This is a genomic window from Agromyces tardus (assembly GCF_003710805.1).
GTDB lineage: Bacteria > Actinomycetota > Actinomycetes > Actinomycetales > Microbacteriaceae > Agromyces > Agromyces tardus.
In genome coordinates this window covers 48,408-68,625 of sequence record NZ_RHHB01000014.1, presented here as the reverse complement: position 1 = coordinate 68,625, position 20,218 = coordinate 48,408, and the positions used below count along the sequence as shown (strand labels likewise).

18 protein-coding genes are annotated in these 20,218 nt (G+C 72.9%); 11 read left to right on the top strand and 7 right to left on the bottom strand.

The features are described 5' to 3' along the window. Window positions 1–147: 147 nt before the first annotated feature. A complete protein-coding gene (locus EDM22_RS09530) occupies window positions 148–891 on the bottom strand; it encodes a response regulator transcription factor (protein WP_122936819.1) in 744 nt (247 codons plus the stop codon). 165 nt (window positions 892–1,056) lie between these two features. Here EDM22_RS09530 and EDM22_RS09525 point away from each other — a divergent pair, with 165 nt between their 5' ends. The 3 genes from EDM22_RS09525 (at window position 1,057) to EDM22_RS09515 (ending at window position 4,137) form a co-directional block, all read left to right on the top strand. Next, window positions 1,057–2,544: an ABC transporter permease gene (locus tag EDM22_RS09525; RefSeq protein WP_122936828.1), complete on the top strand. Its 1,488-nt coding sequence runs from the start codon at window positions 1,057–1,059 to the stop codon at window positions 2,542–2,544. An 88-nt stretch (window positions 2,545–2,632) separates the two neighbouring features. Continuing rightward, entirely contained in the window at window positions 2,633–3,304 is a 672-nt protein-coding gene (locus EDM22_RS09520) for an ABC transporter ATP-binding protein (RefSeq protein ID WP_122936818.1), read from the top strand. Window positions 3,305–3,465: 161 nt separating this feature from the next. Beyond that, on the top strand, window positions 3,466–4,137 hold the full coding sequence (locus tag EDM22_RS09515; protein ID WP_122936817.1) for a DUF2652 domain-containing protein: 672 nt from the start codon (window positions 3,466–3,468) through the stop codon (window positions 4,135–4,137). Between the two features lie 4 nt (window positions 4,138–4,141). Here the strand turns inward: EDM22_RS09515 and EDM22_RS09510 are convergent, their stop codons facing one another. Beyond that, window positions 4,142–5,080 (bottom strand): hypothetical protein, encoded by a 939-nt coding sequence (locus EDM22_RS09510; RefSeq protein ID WP_245989298.1) that lies wholly within the window; start codon window positions 5,078–5,080, stop codon window positions 4,142–4,144. Window positions 5,081–5,249: 169 nt separating this feature from the next. On the opposite strand from EDM22_RS09510, the gene EDM22_RS09505 reads away from it, so the two are divergent. The 4 genes from EDM22_RS09505 to EDM22_RS09490 all read left to right on the top strand — a co-directional run bounded on the left by EDM22_RS09505 (window position 5,250) and on the right by EDM22_RS09490 (window position 9,535). Next, on the top strand, window positions 5,250–5,765 hold the full coding sequence (locus EDM22_RS09505; RefSeq protein WP_245989297.1) for a GerMN domain-containing protein: 516 nt from the start codon (window positions 5,250–5,252) through the stop codon (window positions 5,763–5,765). Between the two features lie 209 nt (window positions 5,766–5,974). Continuing rightward, window positions 5,975–7,849, top strand: coding sequence for a cell wall-binding repeat-containing protein (locus EDM22_RS09500; RefSeq protein WP_138708060.1), 1,875 nt, complete (start codon window positions 5,975–5,977; stop codon window positions 7,847–7,849). 52 nt (window positions 7,850–7,901) lie between these two features. Continuing rightward, entirely contained in the window at window positions 7,902–8,678 is a 777-nt protein-coding gene (locus EDM22_RS09495) for a YqaJ viral recombinase family protein (protein ID WP_122936814.1), read from the top strand. Further along, window positions 8,675–9,535 (top strand): alpha/beta fold hydrolase, encoded by an 861-nt coding sequence (locus tag EDM22_RS09490; RefSeq protein ID WP_122936813.1) that lies wholly within the window; start codon window positions 8,675–8,677, stop codon window positions 9,533–9,535. The genes EDM22_RS09495 and EDM22_RS09490 overlap by 4 nt, the downstream gene beginning before the upstream one ends. Window positions 9,536–9,544: 9 nt before the next feature. On the opposite strand, the gene EDM22_RS09485 is transcribed toward EDM22_RS09490, so the two are convergent. Next, complete coding sequence (locus tag EDM22_RS09485) at window positions 9,545–10,318, bottom strand: Pr6Pr family membrane protein (protein ID WP_170964077.1); 774 nt, start codon at window positions 10,316–10,318, stop codon at window positions 9,545–9,547. 98 nt (window positions 10,319–10,416) lie between these two features. On the opposite strand from EDM22_RS09485, the gene EDM22_RS09480 reads away from it, so the two are divergent. Continuing rightward, window positions 10,417–11,391, top strand: a complete 975-nt coding sequence (locus tag EDM22_RS09480; RefSeq protein ID WP_122936812.1) for an NADP-dependent oxidoreductase — start codon at window positions 10,417–10,419, stop codon at window positions 11,389–11,391. Window positions 11,392–11,451: 60 nt separating this feature from the next. Here EDM22_RS09480 and EDM22_RS09475 read toward each other — a convergent pair whose 3' ends face one another. Continuing rightward, window positions 11,452–12,414: an ArsR/SmtB family transcription factor gene (locus EDM22_RS09475; protein WP_122936811.1), complete on the bottom strand. Its 963-nt coding sequence runs from the start codon at window positions 12,412–12,414 to the stop codon at window positions 11,452–11,454. A 55-nt stretch (window positions 12,415–12,469) separates the two neighbouring features. Between EDM22_RS09475 and EDM22_RS09470 the strand changes: the two genes are divergently transcribed. Both EDM22_RS09470 and EDM22_RS09465 read left to right on the top strand, forming a co-directional pair. Then, entirely contained in the window at window positions 12,470–13,813 is a 1,344-nt protein-coding gene (locus tag EDM22_RS09470; protein WP_245989296.1) for an MFS transporter, read from the top strand. Beyond that, window positions 13,810–15,168: a cryptochrome/photolyase family protein gene (locus EDM22_RS09465; protein ID WP_122936809.1), complete on the top strand. Its 1,359-nt coding sequence runs from the start codon at window positions 13,810–13,812 to the stop codon at window positions 15,166–15,168. The genes EDM22_RS09470 and EDM22_RS09465 overlap by 4 nt, the downstream gene beginning before the upstream one ends. A gap of 67 nt (window positions 15,169–15,235) precedes the next feature. Here EDM22_RS09465 and EDM22_RS09460 read toward each other — a convergent pair whose 3' ends face one another. Both EDM22_RS09460 and EDM22_RS09455 read right to left on the bottom strand, forming a co-directional pair. Continuing rightward, window positions 15,236–16,132 (bottom strand): bifunctional helix-turn-helix transcriptional regulator/GNAT family N-acetyltransferase, encoded by an 897-nt coding sequence (locus EDM22_RS09460; RefSeq protein WP_122936808.1) that lies wholly within the window; start codon window positions 16,130–16,132, stop codon window positions 15,236–15,238. Between the two features lie 52 nt (window positions 16,133–16,184). Then, entirely contained in the window at window positions 16,185–16,781 is a 597-nt protein-coding gene (locus EDM22_RS09455) for a GNAT family N-acetyltransferase (RefSeq protein WP_122936807.1), read from the bottom strand. 134 nt (window positions 16,782–16,915) lie between these two features. Here EDM22_RS09455 and EDM22_RS09450 point away from each other — a divergent pair, with 134 nt between their 5' ends. Then, window positions 16,916–18,289, top strand: coding sequence for an ATP-binding protein (locus EDM22_RS09450; RefSeq protein ID WP_212591926.1), 1,374 nt, complete (start codon window positions 16,916–16,918; stop codon window positions 18,287–18,289). Between the two features lie 127 nt (window positions 18,290–18,416). Here the strand turns inward: EDM22_RS09450 and aceB are convergent, their stop codons facing one another. Further along, on the bottom strand, window positions 18,417–20,150 hold the full coding sequence (gene aceB / locus EDM22_RS09445; RefSeq protein ID WP_245989295.1) for a malate synthase A: 1,734 nt from the start codon (window positions 20,148–20,150) through the stop codon (window positions 18,417–18,419). Between the last annotated feature and the right edge of the window lie 68 nt (window positions 20,151–20,218).

Below are 20,218 nucleotides of genomic sequence, written 5' to 3'. Positions count from 1 at the left end.
CCGGGCCGGCGGTGGCGGGCGCCGAGTGGGGCCCGTCCGGATCCGTCGCGGTCGGGGCGACGCGGTCGTCGATCGCAGCGGCACCCGGCGCCGCCGAGCTCACGGCGCGCCGGGTGGCGGCGGCGTGGCCCGGGTCGCCGGGGCGCGTCATCCGGCCGCCTTGAGCATGTAGCCGGCTCCGCGCACGGTGTGGATCATGGGATCGCGGCCGGCGTCGACCTTCTTGCGCAGGTACGAGATGTAGAGCTCGACGACGGACTCCTTGCCGCCGAAGTCGTAGTTCCACACCCGGTCGAGGATCTGCGCCTTCGACAGCACACGGCGAGGATTGCGCATGAGGAAGCGCAGCAGCTCGAACTCCGTCGCGGTGAGCTCGATCGGGTCGCCGTCGCGCTCGACCTCGTAGGAGTCCTCGTTGAGGGTGAGGTCGCCGACGACGAGCACCGGGTCCTTCGCCTGCGCGAGCGTGAGGGTCGACCGGCGGATGAGTCCGCGCAGTCGCGCGACGACCTCCTCGAGGCTGAAGGGCTTCGTCACGTAGTCGTCGCCGCCCGCCGTGAGCCCCGCGATGCGGTCGTCGAGCGAGTCCTTCGCGGTGAGGAACAGCACGGGCGTCTCGGCGCCGTCGGAGCGCACGCGCTGCAGCACCTCGAGGCCGTCGATGTCGGGCAGCATGATGTCGAGCACGATCGCGTCGGGGCGGAACTCGCGAGCGACCCGCACGGCACTGAAGCCGTCGGACGCGGTGCGCACCTCCCAGCCCTCGTAGCGGAGCGCCATCTTGAGGAGGTCGGTCAGGGAGTGCTCATCGTCGACGACGAGCACGCGCACCGCCGAGCCGTCGGCCTTCGTGATGGGCGCCCGGCTGGGGGCACTGGTTGCTGCTGCCATACCTCCGAGTATCCGCTTCGCCCTGTGGGTTTCCTATGACCCGGTCGTGTGCGGCCTGTGCATAGGAGATGCACGGGCGCGGCCGTGTGCACGCATAGCCCCGCTGCCTAGCGTGCGAGACGTGCCCATCGACCGGTGGGCCCCCGACCGACCAGCGAGGACCTCATGTTCTTCACCTACCTCCGGCGCGAGCTCGCCGGGCGCCGCAGGCAGACCGCGATCATCGCGATCGGCATGGCGCTCGCCATCGCGCTCGTCATGATCGTGAACGCCGTCTCCACCGGGGTGCGCGATGCCCAGGCATCCGTGCTCGAATCCGTCTACGGCGTGGGCACCGACCTCACGGTGTCGCAGGATGCCACTCCCCCCGCCGAGGGCGAACGCCCCGACGGCGGCCGGTTCGAGTTCGGCGCCGACGACGGGCGGACCGCCGACGGATCCACGCAGCTCGCCCAGTCGCGCCTGACCGCCGGCATGGGCCAGTCGACGTTCGACGCGTCGGCGCTCGACACCGTGCAGGACATCGACGGCGTGGCCGCGGCATCCGCGACCCTGAGCCTCACCAACGTGACCTTCTCGGGCGAGATGCCCGACTTCTCGGCGGCGCAGGGCACCGACGGCGCACCCACCGCCGAGGGCGGCACGACGGGGGCGCCTCCCGCGGGCGGCGCCGACGGCGCCGGCGGCAGCGCCTTCGACGTCGACTCGTTCACCGTGCTGGGCCTCGACCCCGCCGCCGAATCGGTCGGACCGCTCTCGGCGGTGGAGCTCGCCGACGGACGCGGACTCGAGCTCGGCGATGCCGGCCAGCACGTCGCCGTGCTCGACGCCGACTACGCGACGAGCGCCGACCTCGCCGTGGGCGACACCATCGACATCGCGGGCACCTCGTTCGAGATCGTCGGCACCGTCACCTCGACCGCGTCGGACGGGCAGTCGGCGGCGAACGTGTTCATCCCGCTCGACGTCGCCCAGTCGCTCTCGGGCCTCGACGGGCAGGTCACCGACATCTACGTGCAGGCGGCCTCGTCCGACGTGATCCCGTCGGTGCAGGCCGACCTCGAGGCGGCCCTGCCCGACCAGACCGTGAACACCCAGTCCGACCTCGCGTCGACCGTCTCGGGCTCGCTCGGCACCGCGTCGACGCTCATCTCGAACCTCGGCCTCTGGCTCTCGGTCGCCGTGCTCGCGGCGGCGTTCCTCATCGCGATCCTCTTCACCATCCAGGGCGTCACCCGGCGCACCCGGGAGTTCGGCACCCTCAAGGCGATCGGCTGGTCGAACCGGCGCGTGGTCGGCCAGGTCGCCGGCGAGTCGCTCGTGCAGGGCCTGATCGGCGGCGCGGCGGGCCTCGTCGTCGGCCTCGTCGGCATCGCCGTCGTCAACGCCATCGCACCGACCCTCGGCTCCACCACCGCCACGACCCCCCAGGCCGCCGGCCCGGCCGGGTTCGCTGGCGGCGGCTTCGCGGGCGGCCCGGGCGCGGCGCAGGCGGCGACCGCCACCGAGGTGACGCTCAACGCGCCGATCACCGTCGAGGTCGTCGCCATCGCGATCGGCCTCGCGATCCTCGGCGGGCTCATCGCCGGCGCGATCGGCGGCTGGCGCGCGGCGCGACTCCGTCCTGCCGAGGCGCTGCGGAGCGTCGCCTGACCCTCGGCGGCGGCGGCGCTCCGCGCCACGCCGCCCCCGTGCCACGGGCGACCCTCCCGCGGCATCCGACTCACTCGAAAGGACCGACATGTACACCCTCGACAACGTCTCGAAGACCTACAAGCAGAAGCAGCGCACGGTCACCGCTTTGCGGGACGTGACCCTCACGATCCCGTCGGGGCAGCTCGTCGCGATCCAGGGACCGACGGGCGGCGGCAAGTCGACGCTGCTGCAGATGCTCGGCGCGCTCGACCGGCCGTCGTCGGGCACGATCTCGCTCGGCGACGCGGAGCTCTCGCACCTGCCCGACGGCAAGCTCGGCCGCATCCGCGCCACCGAGATCGGGTTCGTGTTCCAGGGCTTCAACCTCATCCCGACGCTCACGGCGCAGGAGAACGTGGAGACGGCGCTCGAGCCGCTCGGCATCCCCGCAGCGGAGCGGCGGCAGCGGGCGACCGCCGCCCTCGAGTCGGTCGGGCTCGGCGACCGGGCCGGGCACGTGCCGACCGAGCTGTCGGGCGGGCAGCAGCAGCGGGTGGCGATCGCGCGGGCCCTCGTGAAGGAGCCCGACGTGCTGCTCGCCGACGAGCCCACCGGCAACCTCGACGAGCAGACCCGCGACGAGATCATGGACCTGCTCGAGGGCCTGTGGCGCGATCGGGGGCTGACCCTCGTGATCGTGACCCACGATTCGGCCGTCGCGAAGCGCGCCGAGCGCCGCCTGCACATCACGGGCGGCGTGGTGACCGAGCGCGGCTGATCCGCGCGGTGCCGTGAGCACGGCGGACGAATGCGGATGCCGCGGCCACTCCTCGGGCCGCGGCATCCGCTCGTTGGTCCGCTCGCAGCATCCGCAGGTGGCATCCGCTCATGTGAGCCGCGCGCCGTAGACTCGGCAGCGACGTCGAGGTCAGGGGAGACATGGAACGATCGGAGCCGACGGGAGCGCCGGTGCTCGACGCGCCGGCGGGAGATCGATACCTGCTGCTCGCCGACATCTCGGGCTTCACGAGCTTCATGGCGAGCGTCGAGGAGGCGCACGGCGTCGACTTCAGCAACGGCATCCCCGCTGCGTACTCGCTGCTCGGCGACCTGCTCGACGGGGTCATCGACGCGCTCCGACCCGACTTCGACCTCGTCAAGCTCGAGGGCGATGCCGTCTTCGCGTGCGCCCCCGCGGCCCGGCTCGACGGCCGGGGCGAGGCCGTCCTCGAACGGATCCGTGCGATGTACCGGAGGTTCGTCGCGGACCGCACGAGGGCGATCCCCTCGAGCGACCACATCTGCACGGCCTGCCCGAACGTCGCCTACCTCGACCTCAAGGTCGTGCTGCACCGCGGGCTCGCGGTGCGCCAGTCGGTGGGCGGCGGCAGCGACATGCTCGGGCCGGCCGTGACGGTCGCGCACCGCCTGCTCAAGAACCGCATCCGCGAACGGATCGGGTACGAGCCCTACCTGTTCGCGACCGACGCCGCCGCGACGGGGCTCGGCCTGGCCGGCGTCGGGCTCGCACACAGCGAGGAGTATCCCGGGTCGACCGCGGTCGAGGGAGTCATCCTGGAGCTCGGCGAACCGCTGCGGCCGAGCGCGTGACGCGTCAGGCACCTGCTGCGCGGCCGCCGTCGTAGCGGCGCAGCACGCGGAGCGCGATGAGCGTCACCCACCGGTCCGGCAGGCCCGGTCGATTCGCCGGCACATGTGTGACACCGGGATACGGGCGGTTGGCGGCCCACCGTCCGTCCTGGCGGCGACGGGCCCGCAATATCTCCAGCGCGTCGGCCATCCGCGGGTCGAGGGCGACGCCGGCGTCCCGCATCGCATCGAGCCCGCGCAGGATGTCGAAATGCCAGCGCGCGGGATGGTGCAAGCGCACGAACTCGGGATCCATCGGCTCGCCGGTGCGCTCGCTGCGGAAGAGCCGGTGCCGCAGCAGGAACTCGACCGACGTCGTGGCCGCCGTGCTGAGCTCGTCGGCGCGGTAGCTGTGCCCGCGGCGACGGTACTCGGTGATGCCCTCGATCACGCTCACGGTCGTGTGCACGGAGGAGTGGGTCGCCCCACTGCGGTTGGAACGGCAGTTGAACCCCCCGTCGGGCATGCGCTGCGACAGGATGAAGTCGACGACGCTCGCCAGCTCGTCGGTGGGCATGCCGAAGTAGCCGAGGTAGTTCAACGCCATCCCGTTGACGCACACGTCGCTCACCGCGATGGTGCGGCTCGGGTTCAGCCCGCCGTCGCGCCCCTTCTCCTCGGCGAGGATCAGTGCCGCCGTCTCCCGCGGCGCTGCGGTCTGCGGCGGCAGCCCGATGTTCCGCAGCTCGAGGAGCGTGTAGTGGCTCGATGTCCACTTGGGCTGGTAGAAGCCGCGTCCCCAGTGCCCGCCCTCGCTGCGGGCGGCGAGCAATGCCGCACCGTCGCCCTCGAGCACGATGCGCTGCCGCAACTCCTCGTCCTCGTGGTCGAGGAGGTCGCGACGCGCCTGGTACCGGACCGCGACGTCGCCCGCGAGCAGCCAGTCGAGAACGGGATCCGTCACGCCGCCACCTGCTCCCCTGCTCGATGCCGTCGGCGTCATCATGCCCGACCCGCCGACCGACCCGGAGGACCGAAGGCCCCCCGGACGACGGGGCGCCGGCATAGGCTCGCGCCGACGCAGGGGGTGTGGCATGCGCATGCGATGGAGTCGAGCAGCCGCGGCCGGCGCGATGCTGGTGATCCTCGGACTGACGGGATGCGCTCCTGCCGGCAACGAGCCCAGCGCCTCGCCGACGGCGTCGCCGACTGGAAGCCCGGCCCCTTCGCCGGCACCACGGGCCGCGCCGCTCACGCTGTACTACGTCGTGCTCGGCGACGACGGGGCATCCGGCGAGCCGATCGGATGCGGCGACAGCCTCGTCGCGTTCGAGACCGACAGCGTGGTGACCGACGACGTGCTGCGCGCCTCCATCGAGCGGCTGCTGGCCGACCCGGAGCGTGAGCTCGGCGGGACACCGCCGCGCTACTCGGCGATCCCCGGCGGCACGCTCGCGTACGTCTCGGGCGAGGTCGACGGCGGAACCGTGACGGTCCAGCTCACCGGCGCTCCCGCACCCGCGGGCGAGTGCGACAACCCCCGCATCGAGGCCCAGCTGAAGCGCACGGCGATGGCCGCGACCGGTGCCACAGCGGCCGTGGTCCTCGTCGACGGCGAGCTGATCGAGGACGTGCTGAGCCTGCGATGACCGGTCACCGGAGGATGATGCGCTGGCGGATGGCCGTCGGCCTGATGGTGGTGCTGGCAGCGCTCGGATCGACGGCGCCGGCGGCCGGGGCGACGACGTCGGGCCCGACGTCGGCGCCGACGTCCGCCCCGACTGCCCGCGATCCCGAGCCGCCCGGTCGTCCGGACGATCCGCCGCGCCGACGGGAACCACCCGCGAGGCCGAGCGCCGTGCTCGAGGAACGGTTCGCGCACACCTCGCTCGACCGTTCGCTCGCCGCGGGACTGCAGGCAGCGCCCGCCGACAACCGGATCGTCGGGTCGGTCATCGCGGCCGGAGGCGCCGACGTCGTGACGGAGGCCGCGTTGACCGCGGCCGCGTCCGTGTCGGACCGCTCGACGGAGCGGGGCGGCGGGCCCGATCGCTACGACACCGCCGTCGTCCTCTCGACGCAGCACTACGCCGCGAACACCGCCGAAGTGTGGCTGGCGACGGGCGAGAACTTCCCCGACGGCCTGTCCGCGTCGGCGGTCGCCGGGGCGCGAGGCGGTCCCGTGCTGCTCACCCGACCCAACTCCCTTCCCCCGGGGGTGGCGGCCGAGCTCGCGCGTCTCGATCCCGAGCGAATCTGGATCGTGGGCGGCACGGGCGTCGTGTCCGACGGAATCCTCCGGACGGTGCAGGCGGCGGTACCCGCCGCAACGGTGTCGCGCGTCGCGGGCGCCGATCGCTACGCGACCGCGGCCGCAGTCGCCGGCGCCTTCTTCGACACCGCGCCGGCGGCGTTCGTCGCGACCGGCCTCAACTTCCCCGACGCGCTGGGCGCGGGCCCCGCCGCGGCCGGGGAGGACGCCCCGGCGCTGCTCGTGACGGCGACCACGGTGCCGCCGGCCACGGAGGCGCAGTTGCGTCGCCTCCACCCGCCCGTCGTGTACGTCGTCGGCGGCTCCGACGTCGTGAGCGACGGCGTCGCCGGCCGCATCCGCACCATCACCGGCGGGCAGGTCGTGCGGGTCTCGGGCTCCGACCGCTACGCCACGGCCGCGGCCGTCGCCGACCGCTTCTTCGACGCGACCACGGCGTCCGTGGTGCTCGCAACCGGGCTGAACTTCCCCGACGGCCTCTCCGCGGGAGCCGTCGCCGGCGCGCTCGACAGCCCGCTGCTCCTGGTCGACGCCCACGACGTTCCGCCCCGCGTGACGATCGACGCGGCACGCCGGGTGTCGTGGTGGTTGCCCGCCTCCGGGAGGGTGCTGCGCTACACCGTGATCACGCATCCCGACGACGAGTTCGCCGCCTGGTCGGTCTCCGGCGACTTCGACCCCCGACGCTACGACGTGCTGATCGTGCTGACCACCGGCGAATCGACCCGCTTCTGCACCGGGCTCCCCGTCAGCAATCCGTGGATGTCGCTGGAGTACCTCCCCCAGCCGCAGCCGACCGGCGTGCAGTACTCCGAGCGCTGCAAGAAGCACCGGATGGACAGCTGGAACGTGTTCGTGCACGGCGCCGGAATCGGCGATGTCGGGCCGTACGAGCAGCTGACGGGCGGACCGGTGACCTTCGACGGCCGGGAGATCCCGGTTCCCCTGTCCCGCGACGAGGCCGGCACGGTCGTCACCGCCGACACCTTCGATCTGGCCGTCGGCGCCGACGCGGCGGTGGTCTCGTTCGACATGGGGGCGCTGACGACCGACGAGGTGCTCTGGGCGGTGCAGACGACCCGCGGCCTGGCCGATCGCTTCCCGACGCAGGTCGAGGGCGACCTCATCGGAGCGGGCTACTACAACGACTCCTCGATCGGCTACGCCGACCTCCACGAGGACCACCTCGCGGTCTACGAACTCCTGGGCAACGTCGACCTCGGGTTGCCGGGCAGCCAGTACCAGACGGTCGGCCACTACCAGTCGGCTCGCACGTTCGGCGCCACGGTCGTGGACTACTGCGGCTACATGTGCCATCCGGCGGCACCGGCACCGTTCCACGGCGGCATGGGCCATTTCCAGTACTCGTACGGCTGGCTCGGCGACGGGTACTGGCCTCCCGGCCAGGTCGACGCGTACGCGGGTTTCTCGCAGTACGAGTCGTTCGCGAAGTGGTTCTGAACGGGCGGGGCGCCACCCGGCGCGCGACGGCGGGCGGGGGTACCGTAAGGGGGTGACCGACACCCCCTTCGCGCTGTTCGACCTCGCATCGGTCGCACCGCGCGTCGAGGAGGCGCTCCGACAGGCGCCGCTCCCCCACGAGACCCGGGTCGTGGCCGACTCGGGCGATCGGGTCGCGTGGCTGCGGGCACGCGCGCAGGGCATCACGGCCACGGATGCCGCGAAGCTCGCGTCCGCCGCATCCGTCCGCGCCGCCGCGTGGGAGAAGGTGCACGGCCATACCCGCCGCGGCTTCGGCGGCAGCCGGTACACCGACCACGGACGCGAGCGCGAGCCCGTGATCGCCGCCTGGGCGAACCGGGAGCACGGCATCACCCCGTCGACGCTGCTCTTCCACGCCGAGGGCGACCGTCGTCACCTCGCCACGCCCGACGGCCTGCGGGTCGCCGCGGGCGGGACGCTCGAGCTCTGCGAGATCAAGACCACGTCGAAGCCCTGGCGCGGCATCCCCCGCGGCTACCTGCGCCAGGTGTGGTGGCAGCAGTACGTGCTCGGCGCCGAGCGCACGCTCGTCGTGTGGGAGCAGCACGACGACTTCGTGCCCGTCGCGCCCGAACCGCAGTGCCGGTGGGTCGACCGCGACGACGACCAGATCGCGGTGCTCGTGGGCTACGCGAACCAGCTGCTCGAGGCGATCCGGCCGAAGGCGGGCGCCGGGTCGGGTGCGGGCTGGGGCACGGGCCGCGGCGGGGTCGACGACGAGTTCCCGCACTTCGAACCCGAGCTCCCGCCCGACCGCTCCTTCTACCGCCCGGGGCCGCTCGCGTGACCTTCGTGCTCCTGCACGGCCTCGGTTCCGACCGCAGGCAGCCGCTCGAGCTGTTCGGTCCGGTGCTCGAGGGGGCCGGCAGCCCGGAGACGAGGGGCCGCCCGGGTGCGGTGCGCGTGATCGCGCCCGACGTGCGGGCGCACGGCGCCTCCACGATCGTCGGCGAACCGGCGGACTTCGCGCTCGACCGCCTCGCCGAGGAGGTCGCGGCCGAGGTGCGCGACGCGCTCTCCGGCCGAGGCGGCGGCTCCGCGGCATCCGTCGCACCGGTCGACGACCCGACGGGCGAAGCGGCTCCGGGCACCGCCGCGCTCACGATCCTGGGCATCTCGATGGGCGCCGCGATCGCCCTGCGCATCGCACTGCGTGGGCTGCTGCCCGTCGAGCGCGCGGTGTTCGTACGGCCCGCGTTCGACGACGCGTCGCTGCCCGACAACCTGCGGCCGTTCCCGGTGATCGGCCAGCTGCTCGCCGACCTCGGGCCCGAGGCGGGCGCCGAGCGCTTCCGCGCGACCGGGCCCTACCATCGCGTGGCCGACGCGTCGCTCGCGGGCGGCCGTGGGCTGCTCACCCAGTTCAGTGCGCCGGATGCCGCGCGGCGGGCCAGGCGGCTCGTCGAGATCCCGCGCAACCGCGCCTTCACCGGCGACGCCGAACTCGCCGGGCTCGGAGCCCGCGGCATCCGCTCGCTCGTGGTCGGCGCACGCCGTGACCCGGTGCACCCGCTCGAGCTCGCCGAGCGCTGGGCGGGCGCCCTCGGCGCGCCGCTCGAGGTCGTGCCGCCTCGCGACGACGGGCTCGCCGCGCAGACGGCGCTGCTGCGCGACCGCGTCGCGCGGTGGCTCGCCGCGGAGTGACGACGCCCGTCAGTCGGCGGGCTGCGTCCCGACGGCCCCGACCGGCCCGGCGGTCTCGACCGGCCCGGCGGTCTCGGCCGGCCCGACGGCCCCGACCGGCTGCGACGGTGAACCCGCCGTCGCCGCGGCGCGCCCGGCCCTCGTCGGTTCGGGGATCTCGTGGGGCCACGGCGTGCGGCTCAGCGCGATGATGCCGGCGCCGACGAGCAGGATGAACGCCGCGATCGCGATGACGTACACGGCGACGCCGCCGTAGCCGGCCTCCTGCGCCGGATTGAGGAACGGATAGGGGTACCAGTCGACGAGCACGCCCCGGATGAGCGAGTACACGACCCAGGCGATCGGGAACACTGCGATCGTCCAGAGGCGCCGCCACGCGATCGGGTGGCGCCCCGGCGCGAGCACCCAGTCGGCGACGAGGTACAGCGGCGCCCACACGTGCAGGATCTCGTTCGACCACGGCACGGTCGTGGCCTGGTCGAGCGAGATCTCGCGCAGCAGCATGTTGTACACGACGAAGGTCGTGGCCATGTAGGTGACGGTGCAGGCGCGCAGCAGGTTGAACCACGAGGGGTCGGTCGGCCGCGAGAAGGCGATCCAGGCTCCGACGAGCATCAGCAGCGCCGAGAGCGCATTCGAGAGGATCGTGAAGTAGCTGAAGAAGTTCACGAAGAAGAAGGCGCGGTCCGGCACCATCGACCAGCTCACCGCGAACTGCCCGGCGATGGCCGTGATGATCGCCGCTGCCGCGAGCAGCCGCAGTATCCCGAACAACACCCGCATCGATTCCCCCAGACCGGTCGGCGCGCCCGTGCGACGCACGTGAACGCAGACTACCTCCGTGTAACAGAATGAGGGGACCACGGCGGAAGGGCGAGCGTATGTCGCAGACGATGCGGGCGCTGGTGATCGACCAGACGGGCGAGGGCAGCGCCCTGCGCATGACGGAGGTGCCCGCGCCGCTGCGCGTGAGCGACGAGGTGCTCGTGCGCGTCGTGGCCGCGGGCGTGAACCCGATCGACCTCAAGACGCGCATGGGCCGGGGCGTCGCCGCTGCGATCCCCTCCTTCCCGGCGGTGCTCGGGCAGGACTTCGCCGGCATCGTCGAGCAGGTGCCCTACGCCGCGCATCCGCTGCACGTCGGCGACCGCGTGTACGGGATGGGCCGCGTGCCCCGCCTCTCGGGCAGCTATGCCGAGCTCGTGAGCGTGTCGTCGCTGAGCGTCGCGCCCATGCCCAAGACCCTCGGCTTCGCGGCGGCCGCGGCCATCCCGTGCGCGGCGCTCACCGCCTGGGGTGCCGTCGTCGACGTGGCGCGGGCGCACGACGGCCAGCGCATGCTCATCCACGCCGGGGCGGGCGGCGTCGGCCACTTCGCGGTGCAGTTCGCGAGCTACTTCGGCGCGACCGTCACCGTCACGGGCTCGGCGCGCAATGCCGAGTTCCTGCGCTCGCTCGGCGCCCACGAGGTGATCGACTACACGAACGAGCGCTTCGAGCGGGTCGCGGGCGAGCAGGACGTGGTGATCGACCTCATCGGCAACGTCGCCGACGACACGGGGTCGCGTTCGCTCGAGGTGCTGCGCGCGGGCGGACTCATCGTGACCGTGCCGACGGGCTCGTGGCCGACGATGGCCGAGGAGGCCGCCGCCCGCGGGGTGCGCGCCACCGGCTACTCGGTCGCGCCCGACGCGCGCACCCTCTCCGTCATCAACCGGCTCGTCGACGACGGGGCGATCCGCGTGCACGTCGAGCGCGAGTTCCCGCTCGCCGAGGGCGCATCGGCGCACGAGCTGCTCGCCGACGGGCACGTGCGCGGCAAGCTCGTGCTGCGCGTCATCCCCGACCCGGCTTAGCGCCCGCGCCGCGTCGCGCGCCCAGAGCCGGTCGAGCGGATGCCGCGGCATCCGCTCGACTCAGGCCGCCCGCGACCCCTCGAGCAGCGCCGTGCCGAGCTCGCTGCGCAGGTACAGCACGCTGTGCCCGTAGCGGGTGCTCACGAGCAGGCCGGCGTCGCGGAGCGCCCGCAGGTGCTGGTTCACCGCGGACGCGGTGACGCCGAACCGCACGCCGAGCTCGGTCGACGACGCGGGGTCGCCGAGGGCGGCGAGCAGGCTCGCGCGGGTCTCGCCGAGGATCGCCGCGACGGCGGCGGGGTTGGCGACGCGCTCCGCCTCCCAGAGGGCGCCCTGGCCGCGGGCCGGGTACATGATCATCGGGAGGCCCGTGCCGACGGGCGCCGACGCGCGACGCGTGAACATGGTGGGCACGAGCGTGAGTCCGTTGCCGTCGATCCGCTGGAGCCGGTCGCGCGGGTCGCGCAGCCGCACGGCGACGACGCCGTCGGAGTAGTCGATCGTCGCCGAGAGCCCGTTGAGCATCGCGTGCAGGCCGCCCTGCGCGATCTGGCGCCCGCGGTAGACGACGTCGGCCTCGAGCACGGCGCGCATGCGCGGCCAGTACGGCGCGAAGCACGCGTCCCAGAGCTCGGTGAGCGCCCGTACGATCCGCCGGAGCGCCGCCCGGCTCGACCCCGCGAACACCGGCGGCACGAATCCGTGCACCCCCTCGAGGTCGCGCCGGAAGACCTCGGCGGGCGTCTCCGCGAGGGCGGCGAGCTCGTCGTCGAGTCGCGTGAGCGGCGACTCGGGCCGCGGGTTCAGGAAGTCGGGCGTCCACGACCGCTCGTCGATGAGCGCCATGAGCGCCTCGTGGTCGAGGTCGGCGCGCGCCTGCTCGGTGCGGGCGAGCCAGGGCAGCTGCAGCGGGAACCACGACGGCTCGCGGATCGCCCGGAGCGAGAGGCCGAGCTCGCTGAGCGGCGAGATGCCGAAGCGCACGGCGGCGACGTCCTGGTCGTTCACGACGTAGCGCAACATGAAGCAAAACGCTACATCAATTTCGCGCCGCGGATGCCTCTGGCAGAACGGAGGGGTGACGACGAACACCCCCGCCCCCTCGTCCCTCCGCTCCCGCATCGCGGCGTCCGTCGCCGACCCGGTGCTGCGCATCCTCGTCATCGCGACGCTCATCAGCCGCGTCGGCCGGGGGATCTTCCTCACGGTCACCGTGCTCTACTTCACGTTCATCGTCGGGCTCGAGGCGCACGAGGTCGCGATCGTGCTGGCCGCGGCGAGTGCCGCGGGCGTGGTGTCGTCGCTCGCGGGAGGCTGGCTCGCCGATCGCCTGAGCGCCAGGCGGCTCCTCGTCGCGCTCAGCGTGGTCGACGGCCTCGGCCTCATCGCCTACGTCTTCGCGCAGGACTTCGCGAGCGCACTCGTCATCGCCGTGATCGTCGTGGCGTTCGAGCAGGCGGCCAACGCGACACGCGGTGCCATCATCGCCCGGGGCTTCACGGGCGAGCGACGAGTGCATGCCCGGGCGGTGCTGCGCACGGTCACGAACGTCGCGATCGCCGTGGGCTCGGGCATCGGTGCGCTCGCACTCGTCGTCGGCACCGCCGAGGCGTACCGCGCGCTCATCGTCGCCGCCGGCGTCATGTACCTGCTCGGCGTCACCCGGCTCGTGCGGCTGCCGCGCTCCGTCGACGCGCCGACGGCACCGCTCGGGTCGCCCGTGACGACGGCCACCGGGTCGACGGATGTCGCGGCATCCGCCCGGGCCCACCGTCGCGCCCTGCGCTCCCACTCGCCCTGGCGCGACCCGCGCTACCTGCTGCTCACGGCACTGAGCGCCGTCTTCGGCATGCAGTTCGGCGTGGGCGAGGTGGGCGTGCCGCTCTGGATCGCGAACGAGACCGCGGCGCCCGAGGTGCTCGTGGCGGTGGTGCTCATCCTCAACACCGCGATCGTCGTGCTCTTCCAGGTGCCGCTCTCGCGGGGCACCCACGACGTGCGCCGCGCCGGGCGGGTGTCGGCGATCGCCGCATGGCTCATGGCGGCGGCGTGTCTCGTGTACGCCGCGGCCTCCGGCCTGCCCGCGTGGTTCGCGGTGGTCGTGATCGTGGCGGCCGCGACGGCCCACGCGTTCGCCGAGGTGCTCTCGCAGGCGGGCGGCTGGGGGCTCAGCTTCGAGCTCGCCGACCCGGTTCGGGCGGGCACCTACCAGGGCGTCTTCGCCATGGGGTACTCGCTCGGCGCGATGGCGTCGCCGCTCGTCGTGACCTCGACGGCGCTCGAGCTCGGACTCGCGGGATGGGCGGTCCTCGCGGCGGTGTTCCTCTCGGCAGGGCTCGGCACGTGGGCGGTCGCGCGGTCGGCGGCGCGCACCGGACTCCCAGCCCGCGTGACGGAGGGCTCGGCTACGGTCGCAGCATGACTGCCACGCCGTCGATCGTCTGGTTCCGCGACGACCTGAGGGTGGCCGACCATCCCGCACTGCACGCGGCACTCGAGCGCGGTGAACCCCTCGTGTGCGTGTACGTGCTCGACGAGGAGTCTCCCGGCATCCGCCCGCTGGGCGGCGCGGCCAAGTGGTGGCTGCACGGCTCGCTCGAGGCGCTCGCGGCCGACCTCGATCGCCTCGGCGGGCGGCTCGTGCTGCGTCGCGGGCCGGCGGACCGAGTCATCCGCTCGCTCGTCGACGAGACCGGTGCCGGTGCCGTGTTCTGGAACCGACGCTACGGCGGCCCCGAGCGCGAACTCGACACCCGTCTCAAGGCCGAGCTCACCGACGCCGGGCTCGAGGTGCGCAGCTTCCAGGCGTCGCTGCTCTTCGAGCCGTGGACGATCCGCACCGGGCAGGGCACGCCCTTCTCGGTGTTCACCCCGTTCTGGCGCGCGTGCCTCGCGGCGCCCGAGCCGCGGCACCCGCTGCCCGCGCCCGACCGCATCGAACGAGCGGATGCCGCGGGCGACCGCCTCGACGACTGGCGGCTGCTGCCGACCGACCCCGACTGGGCCGCCGGCCTGCGCGACGCGTGGACCCCCGGGTCGGCATCGGCACGTCGCCGCCTGCGCGAGTTCCTCGACGACGACCTGCCGACCTACGCGACCGACCGCGACCGCACCGACCGGCAGGTCACCAGCCGCCTGTCGCCCCACCTGCGCTGGGGCGAGCTCAGCCCGTTCGAGGTGTGGCACGCCGTGCGCGAGCACGACCGGCGATCGACGGCTGCCGCGAAGTTCCTCTCGGAGGTGGGCTGGCGCGAGTTCGCGTGGCACGTGCTGTTCCATGCGCCCGACCTCGCGACGCGCAACTGGCGCAGCGAGTTCGACGCGTTCCCGTGGCCGCGGCTGCACCCGGCGGCGCTGCGCGCCTGGCAGCGCGGACGCACGGGCGTGCCGCTCGTGGACGCGGGCATGCGCGAGCTGTGGGCGACGGGAACGATGCACAACCGCGTGCGGATGGTGGTCGCCTCGTTCCTCACGAAGAACCTGCTCATCGACTGGCGCCGCGGCGAGGAGTGGTTCTGGGACACCCTCGTCGACGCCGACAGCGCCTCGAACCCGTTCAGCTGGCAGTGGGTCGCGGGGTCGGGAGCGGACGCCGCACCGTACTTCCGCGTCTTCAACCCCGAGCTGCAGCGCGCGAAGTTCGACCCCGACGACGCGTACGTGCGTCGGTGGGTGCCCGAGTTCGGCACCGACGTCTATCCCGCGCCGATCGTCGACCTCAAGGCCACGCGCGACGCGGCCCTCGCGGCCTACGAGCGGGTGAAGGCCGCCCGCTGAGGTCGCCCAGGGCCTCGAGACGCAGCCTCCGTCGGCTCGTCGACCCGCACGAGCGACTCGACGCCCCTCACCCGAGCGCCTTCTCGAACCAGTGGTCGGCGTACACCTCGTCGTTGAACGGCTCGACCTCGACGTACCCCGAGGCCCGGTACATCGCGATGGCCTCGGTGAGGCTCGCATTCGTCTCGAGGGTGACGGATGCCGCGCCGTGCTCGCGCGCGGCATCCTCGAGCGCCGCGAGGATGCGCCGGCCGACGCCCATCCCTCGCACCGCGTCATCGACCCACATGCGCTTGACGTACGCGGGCGCGCCGTCGTGGAACAGCACCGCGCCGCATCCGATCGCCCGGCCGCGCAGCCGCGCGAGCACGAAACGCCCGGTCGGCTCGGTGAACTCGCGCGTGTCGGGATGCAGGCTGCGGCCCGGGTCGAACCCGCCGGGGAACCGGCGCGCGAGCTCGTCGTAGTAGGCCGCGAGGCAGCGGCGGGCGTCGTCGGAGCCGGGGTCGGCGGCCTCGACCTGCACGAGCGAGGCGTCGAGCAGCCGCACGACGGTGTCCATCGCGTCGGCGAGACGGGTGCGCTGACCCGGGCTCAGGGGCTCGAGCAGCGCGGCCGCGAGCGCGTCGCTGCGCCGGTCGAGCTCGGCGCGCTCGGCACGCCCCGCCTCCGTCGGGAGCACGGTGCGCACGCGTGAGTCCGACGCCGAGCTCGCGAGGGTCACGAGGCCCTCGCGCTCGAGGGAACGGAGCAGCCGGCTGAGGTAGCCCGAGTCGAGCTCGAGCCGCTCGCGGATCTCCCGCACGTCGCGGCCATCGCCGGCGACCTCCCAGAGCACCCGTGAGCTGCCGAGCGATCGCGCACTGCCGAGGTAATGGTCTTCGAGGGCGCCGATGCGCGTGGTCACGGCGCGGTTGAACGCGCGCACCCGCGCGATCTCGTCGGCGTCGAGCGTGTCCGTCATATCGCTGACTTTAGTCAGAGATTCTGGAGGCGGCAATCGCCTCTTATGCTGATCAGCGCGCAGGGCGCTCGAGCACGTAGTCGTGCTCCCAGCGTGGGCCGACGAGGAAGCGCTTCGTGCCCACGATGCGGAACCCGTGCTTCTCGTAGAAGCGGATCGCGCGGGCGTTCTCCTGGTTCACCCCGAGCCAGACGACGGATGCCCCGCCGCGGGCGGCGGCGTCGAGCGTCACCCGCATGAGCTCGCCCGCGATCCCCGAGCCGTGTGCCGCGGGATGCGCGTACATCTTGCTCAGCTCGATCGCCGGACGCGCCGACACGGCTGCAGCGGCATCCGCGTCGGCCGGCTCGCCTCCTTCTGTGGCAACGAGCATCGACCAGCCCACGAGCCCGCCCGTGGCGGCGATCTCGGGCGAGGCGGCGAGTGACGCACCCGGCTCGGTCGCGGCATCCGGCACTGCGACGAACAGCCGACGCGACGGGTCGGCGAGGTACTCGGCGAAGCGTTCCCCGGTGAGATTCCTGGCGATGAAGTCCGCGATCGACTCGGGCGCCGTCGACGGCGGGCAGGCGAGGGGGAAAGTCACGGCGGCGAGCGCGGCGAGCGCCGCCGCATCCGCTTCGCCTGCCGGTCTGATCTGCACGGTCACGAGTGCACCCTACCGGCGGTCTCCGCGATGTCCGCGTGGTCACCGCGCGCTCGCACTCCCCGCGGGCCGGCCGATTCGGCGACACCGGCCGACCCGGGCTCGCCGCCGGGCGGCCCGAGTGCGAGGATCGGCGCATGGATGCCACCGCCGCTGCCCTGACCGCCCACTCCGACGACGGACGCTCGCTCACCATGCCCACCGAGGGAAACGCGTTCGTAGTCGGCTCGCTCGTGATCGTCGACGACGGCGTGCATCGCCAGGTCGCCCTCCTCGAGAGCCGCGACGAGACGACGGGCACGGTGCGCGGCCGCCTCATCGGCGCGATCGCCGACGGCGTGCTCGACACCCGCACGAGCCATGCGTTCGGCGAGGCCGCGGTGTCGCCCGTCGACCTCGACGCACTCGACCTGCTGCACGCCGCGACGGGCGCCGCACTCGAGGTCGGCGGCGACCTCACGCCGCCCGGCGGGCCGGCACGCCTGCTTCCGCACCGCTTCAATCGGCACACCTTCTGGTGCGGACAGAGCGGCTCGGGGAAGACCTACGCACTCGGCGTCGTGCTCGAGCAGGTCATCGCGCACACGGCGCTGCCGGTCGTGATCTTCGACCCGAACTCCGACTTCGTGCGGCTCGGCGAGCTGAACCCGGGCGCCACGGGCCCGTCGGCCGATGCGCTGCGCGAGCGCGACATCCGGGTGCTGCGACCGAACACGGCCGGCGCGGAGCCGTTGCGCGCGCGGTTCCTCGACATGCCGATCATGTCGAAGGCCGCGGTGCTCGAACTCGACCCCGTCGCCGACCGCGAAGAATTCAACGCGCTGCTGCACCTGCGCGAGCTGTTCGAGGTGACCGACATCGCCAACATCCTCCCGACGCTGCACAACTCCGACGAGCCTGCGCATCAGCGCCTCGCGCTGCGGCTCGAGAACCTCGGCCTCCTCGGCTGGGAGGTCTGGGCCGGCCTGAACCGAGCCGCGACCGAGGTGATCGACGAGCGGCCGGATGCCACGGTGCTCGACCTCGGCGGCTTCTCGACGCCCGAGCAGCAGCTCGTCGTCGCCCTCTCGGTGCTCGACGAGCTCTGGAACCGGCGCGAGGAGCGCCGCCCGCTGCTGCTCGTGATCGACGAGGCGCACAACCTGTGCTCGCCGCAACTCGACTCGCCCACTGCCGTCGCGGTGCGCGAACGCCTGATCCAGATCGCCGCCGAGGGACGCAAGTTCGGGCTCTGGCTCCTGCTCTCGACGCAGCGGCCCTCGAAGGTGCACCCCGGGATCATCTCCCAGTGCGACAACCTCGCGCTCATGAAGATGAGTTCGCCCGTCGACCTCGAGGGGCTCGCCACCTACTTCGGCTACGCCCCCACGGCGCTCATCGCGCGGTCGCCGTGGTTCCGGCAGGGCGAGGCGCTCTTCGCGGGCGGCTTCGTGCCCGCGCCGACGCTCGTGAAGATGAACGCACGGCTCACGCCCGAGGGCGGCACCGACGTGAGCGTGCCGATGCGCTGACGGGCGTCGGCGGGGTCGCCGCGTGGCGCGGCTCCGACGCCCGCGGGCATGCCCACGTGGCGATGACACGACGAAGCGGATGCCGCGGGGTCCCGCCCGCGGCATCCGCTCGTCGCATTCGCCCCGATCAGAGGAACCGGGCGTACGCCCCCACCGTGAGGAACGTGGGGAACTCGGGCTCGAGCGCGACGCTGCGGAACACCGAGATCGCGTCGTCGAACCGGTCGCCCTCGAACCGCGGCAGGTCGGCGACCGCCGCCGCCATGAGCCGCACGATCGACGTCTGGTCGATGCGCGTGCCCTCGGCCGTGACCGTGTTGTCGTTCAGCCACTGCCACACCTGCGAACGCGAGATCTCCGCGGTCGCGGCGTCCTCCATGAGGTTGTCGATCGCCGCGGCGCCCACGCCCCGCAGCCACGACTCGATGTAGCGGATGCCGATCGAGATGTTGTCGCGCACGCCCGCCTCGGTGACCTGGCCGCCGATCGACGGGATGTCGAGCAGCTGCGCCGCCGTCACGTGCACGTCGTCGCGCAGGCGGTCGACCTGGTTGGGCCGGTCGCCCAGCACCGCGTCGAACTCGGCGCGCGCCGTGGGGATGAGGTCGGGGTGGGCCACCCACGTGCCGTCGAAGCCGTCGCCCGCCTCGCGGCGCTTGTCGGCGGCGACCGCGGCGAGCGCCCGCTCGGTCACCTCGGCGTCGCGGCGGTTGGGGATGAACGCGCTCATGCCCCCGATCGCGTGCGCACCCCGCTTGTGGCAGGTGGCGACGAGGAGTTCGGTGTAGGCGCGCATGAACGGCACCGTCATGGTGATCGCCTTGCGGTCGGGCATGACCCAGCGGCGGCCGCGCGAGCGGAACGTCTTCACGATCGAGAAGATGTAGTCCCAGCGGCCGGCGTTGAGTCCGGCGCAGTGGTCGCGCAACTCGTAGAGGATCTCGTCCATCTGGAACGCGGCCTGGATCGTCTCGATGAGCACCGTGGCGCGCACGGTCCCCTGCGGGATGCCGAGGCGGTCCTGCGCGTAGACGAAGATGTCGTTCCAGAGCTTCGCCTCGCGGTGCGACTCGAGCTTGGGCAGGTAGAAGTACGGCCCGCGTCCGGCGTCGATGAGCTTTTGCGCGTTGTGGAAGAAGTACAGGCCGAAGTCGACGAGCGAACCCGAGGCGTGCATGTCGCGCCCGGCCCGGTCGTGGAAGCGGATGTGCTTCTCGGTGAGGTGCCAGCCGCGCGGCCGCATCACGATCGTCGGGGTCTCCGACGCGGTGACGCGGTACTCCTTGCCCTCGGGGCTCGTGTACTCGAGGTTGCCGCGCAGGAAGTCGAACAGCGACAGCTGGCCCTCGATCACGTTCTGCCAGGTGGGGCTCGTGGCGTCCTCCTGGTCGGCGAGCCACACCTTCGCGCCGGAGTTCAGCGCGTTGATGGCCATCTTGCGGTCGGTCGGGCCGGTGATCTCGACGCGGCGGTCCTCGAGGCCCGGTGCGGCGCCGGCGACGCGCCACGAGGGGTCGTTGCGGATCCGCTCGGTCTCGGGCAGGAACTTCGGGTCGCGGCCGTTGGCCGCGTCGACGCGCGTCTGCAGGCGCACGGCGAGCAGCTCGTGCCGGGTGTGGGCGAAGCGGTCGTGCAGTTCGGCGAGGAACTCGAGCGCCTCGGGGGTGAGGATCTCGTCGTAGCGCTCGCCGAGCGGCGCGGTGACCTCGATGCGGGGCTCGACGGTGCGGAAGCTGCCGGTGGCGGGCTTCGGCTCGGTCGCGAAGCGGGCGCGCTCGGTCGTCGCGGGCGTGGCGGTGGTCGCGGTCTCGGATGCCGCGGCATCCGTTCGCTCGAGCATCATGCTGGGCGTGGTGTTCATGGTCGTGTCTCCTTCGGTGCGTCGGTCGAGTAGGCCGGAGGCCGTTCGAGACCTCCCGCCGGTCGAGT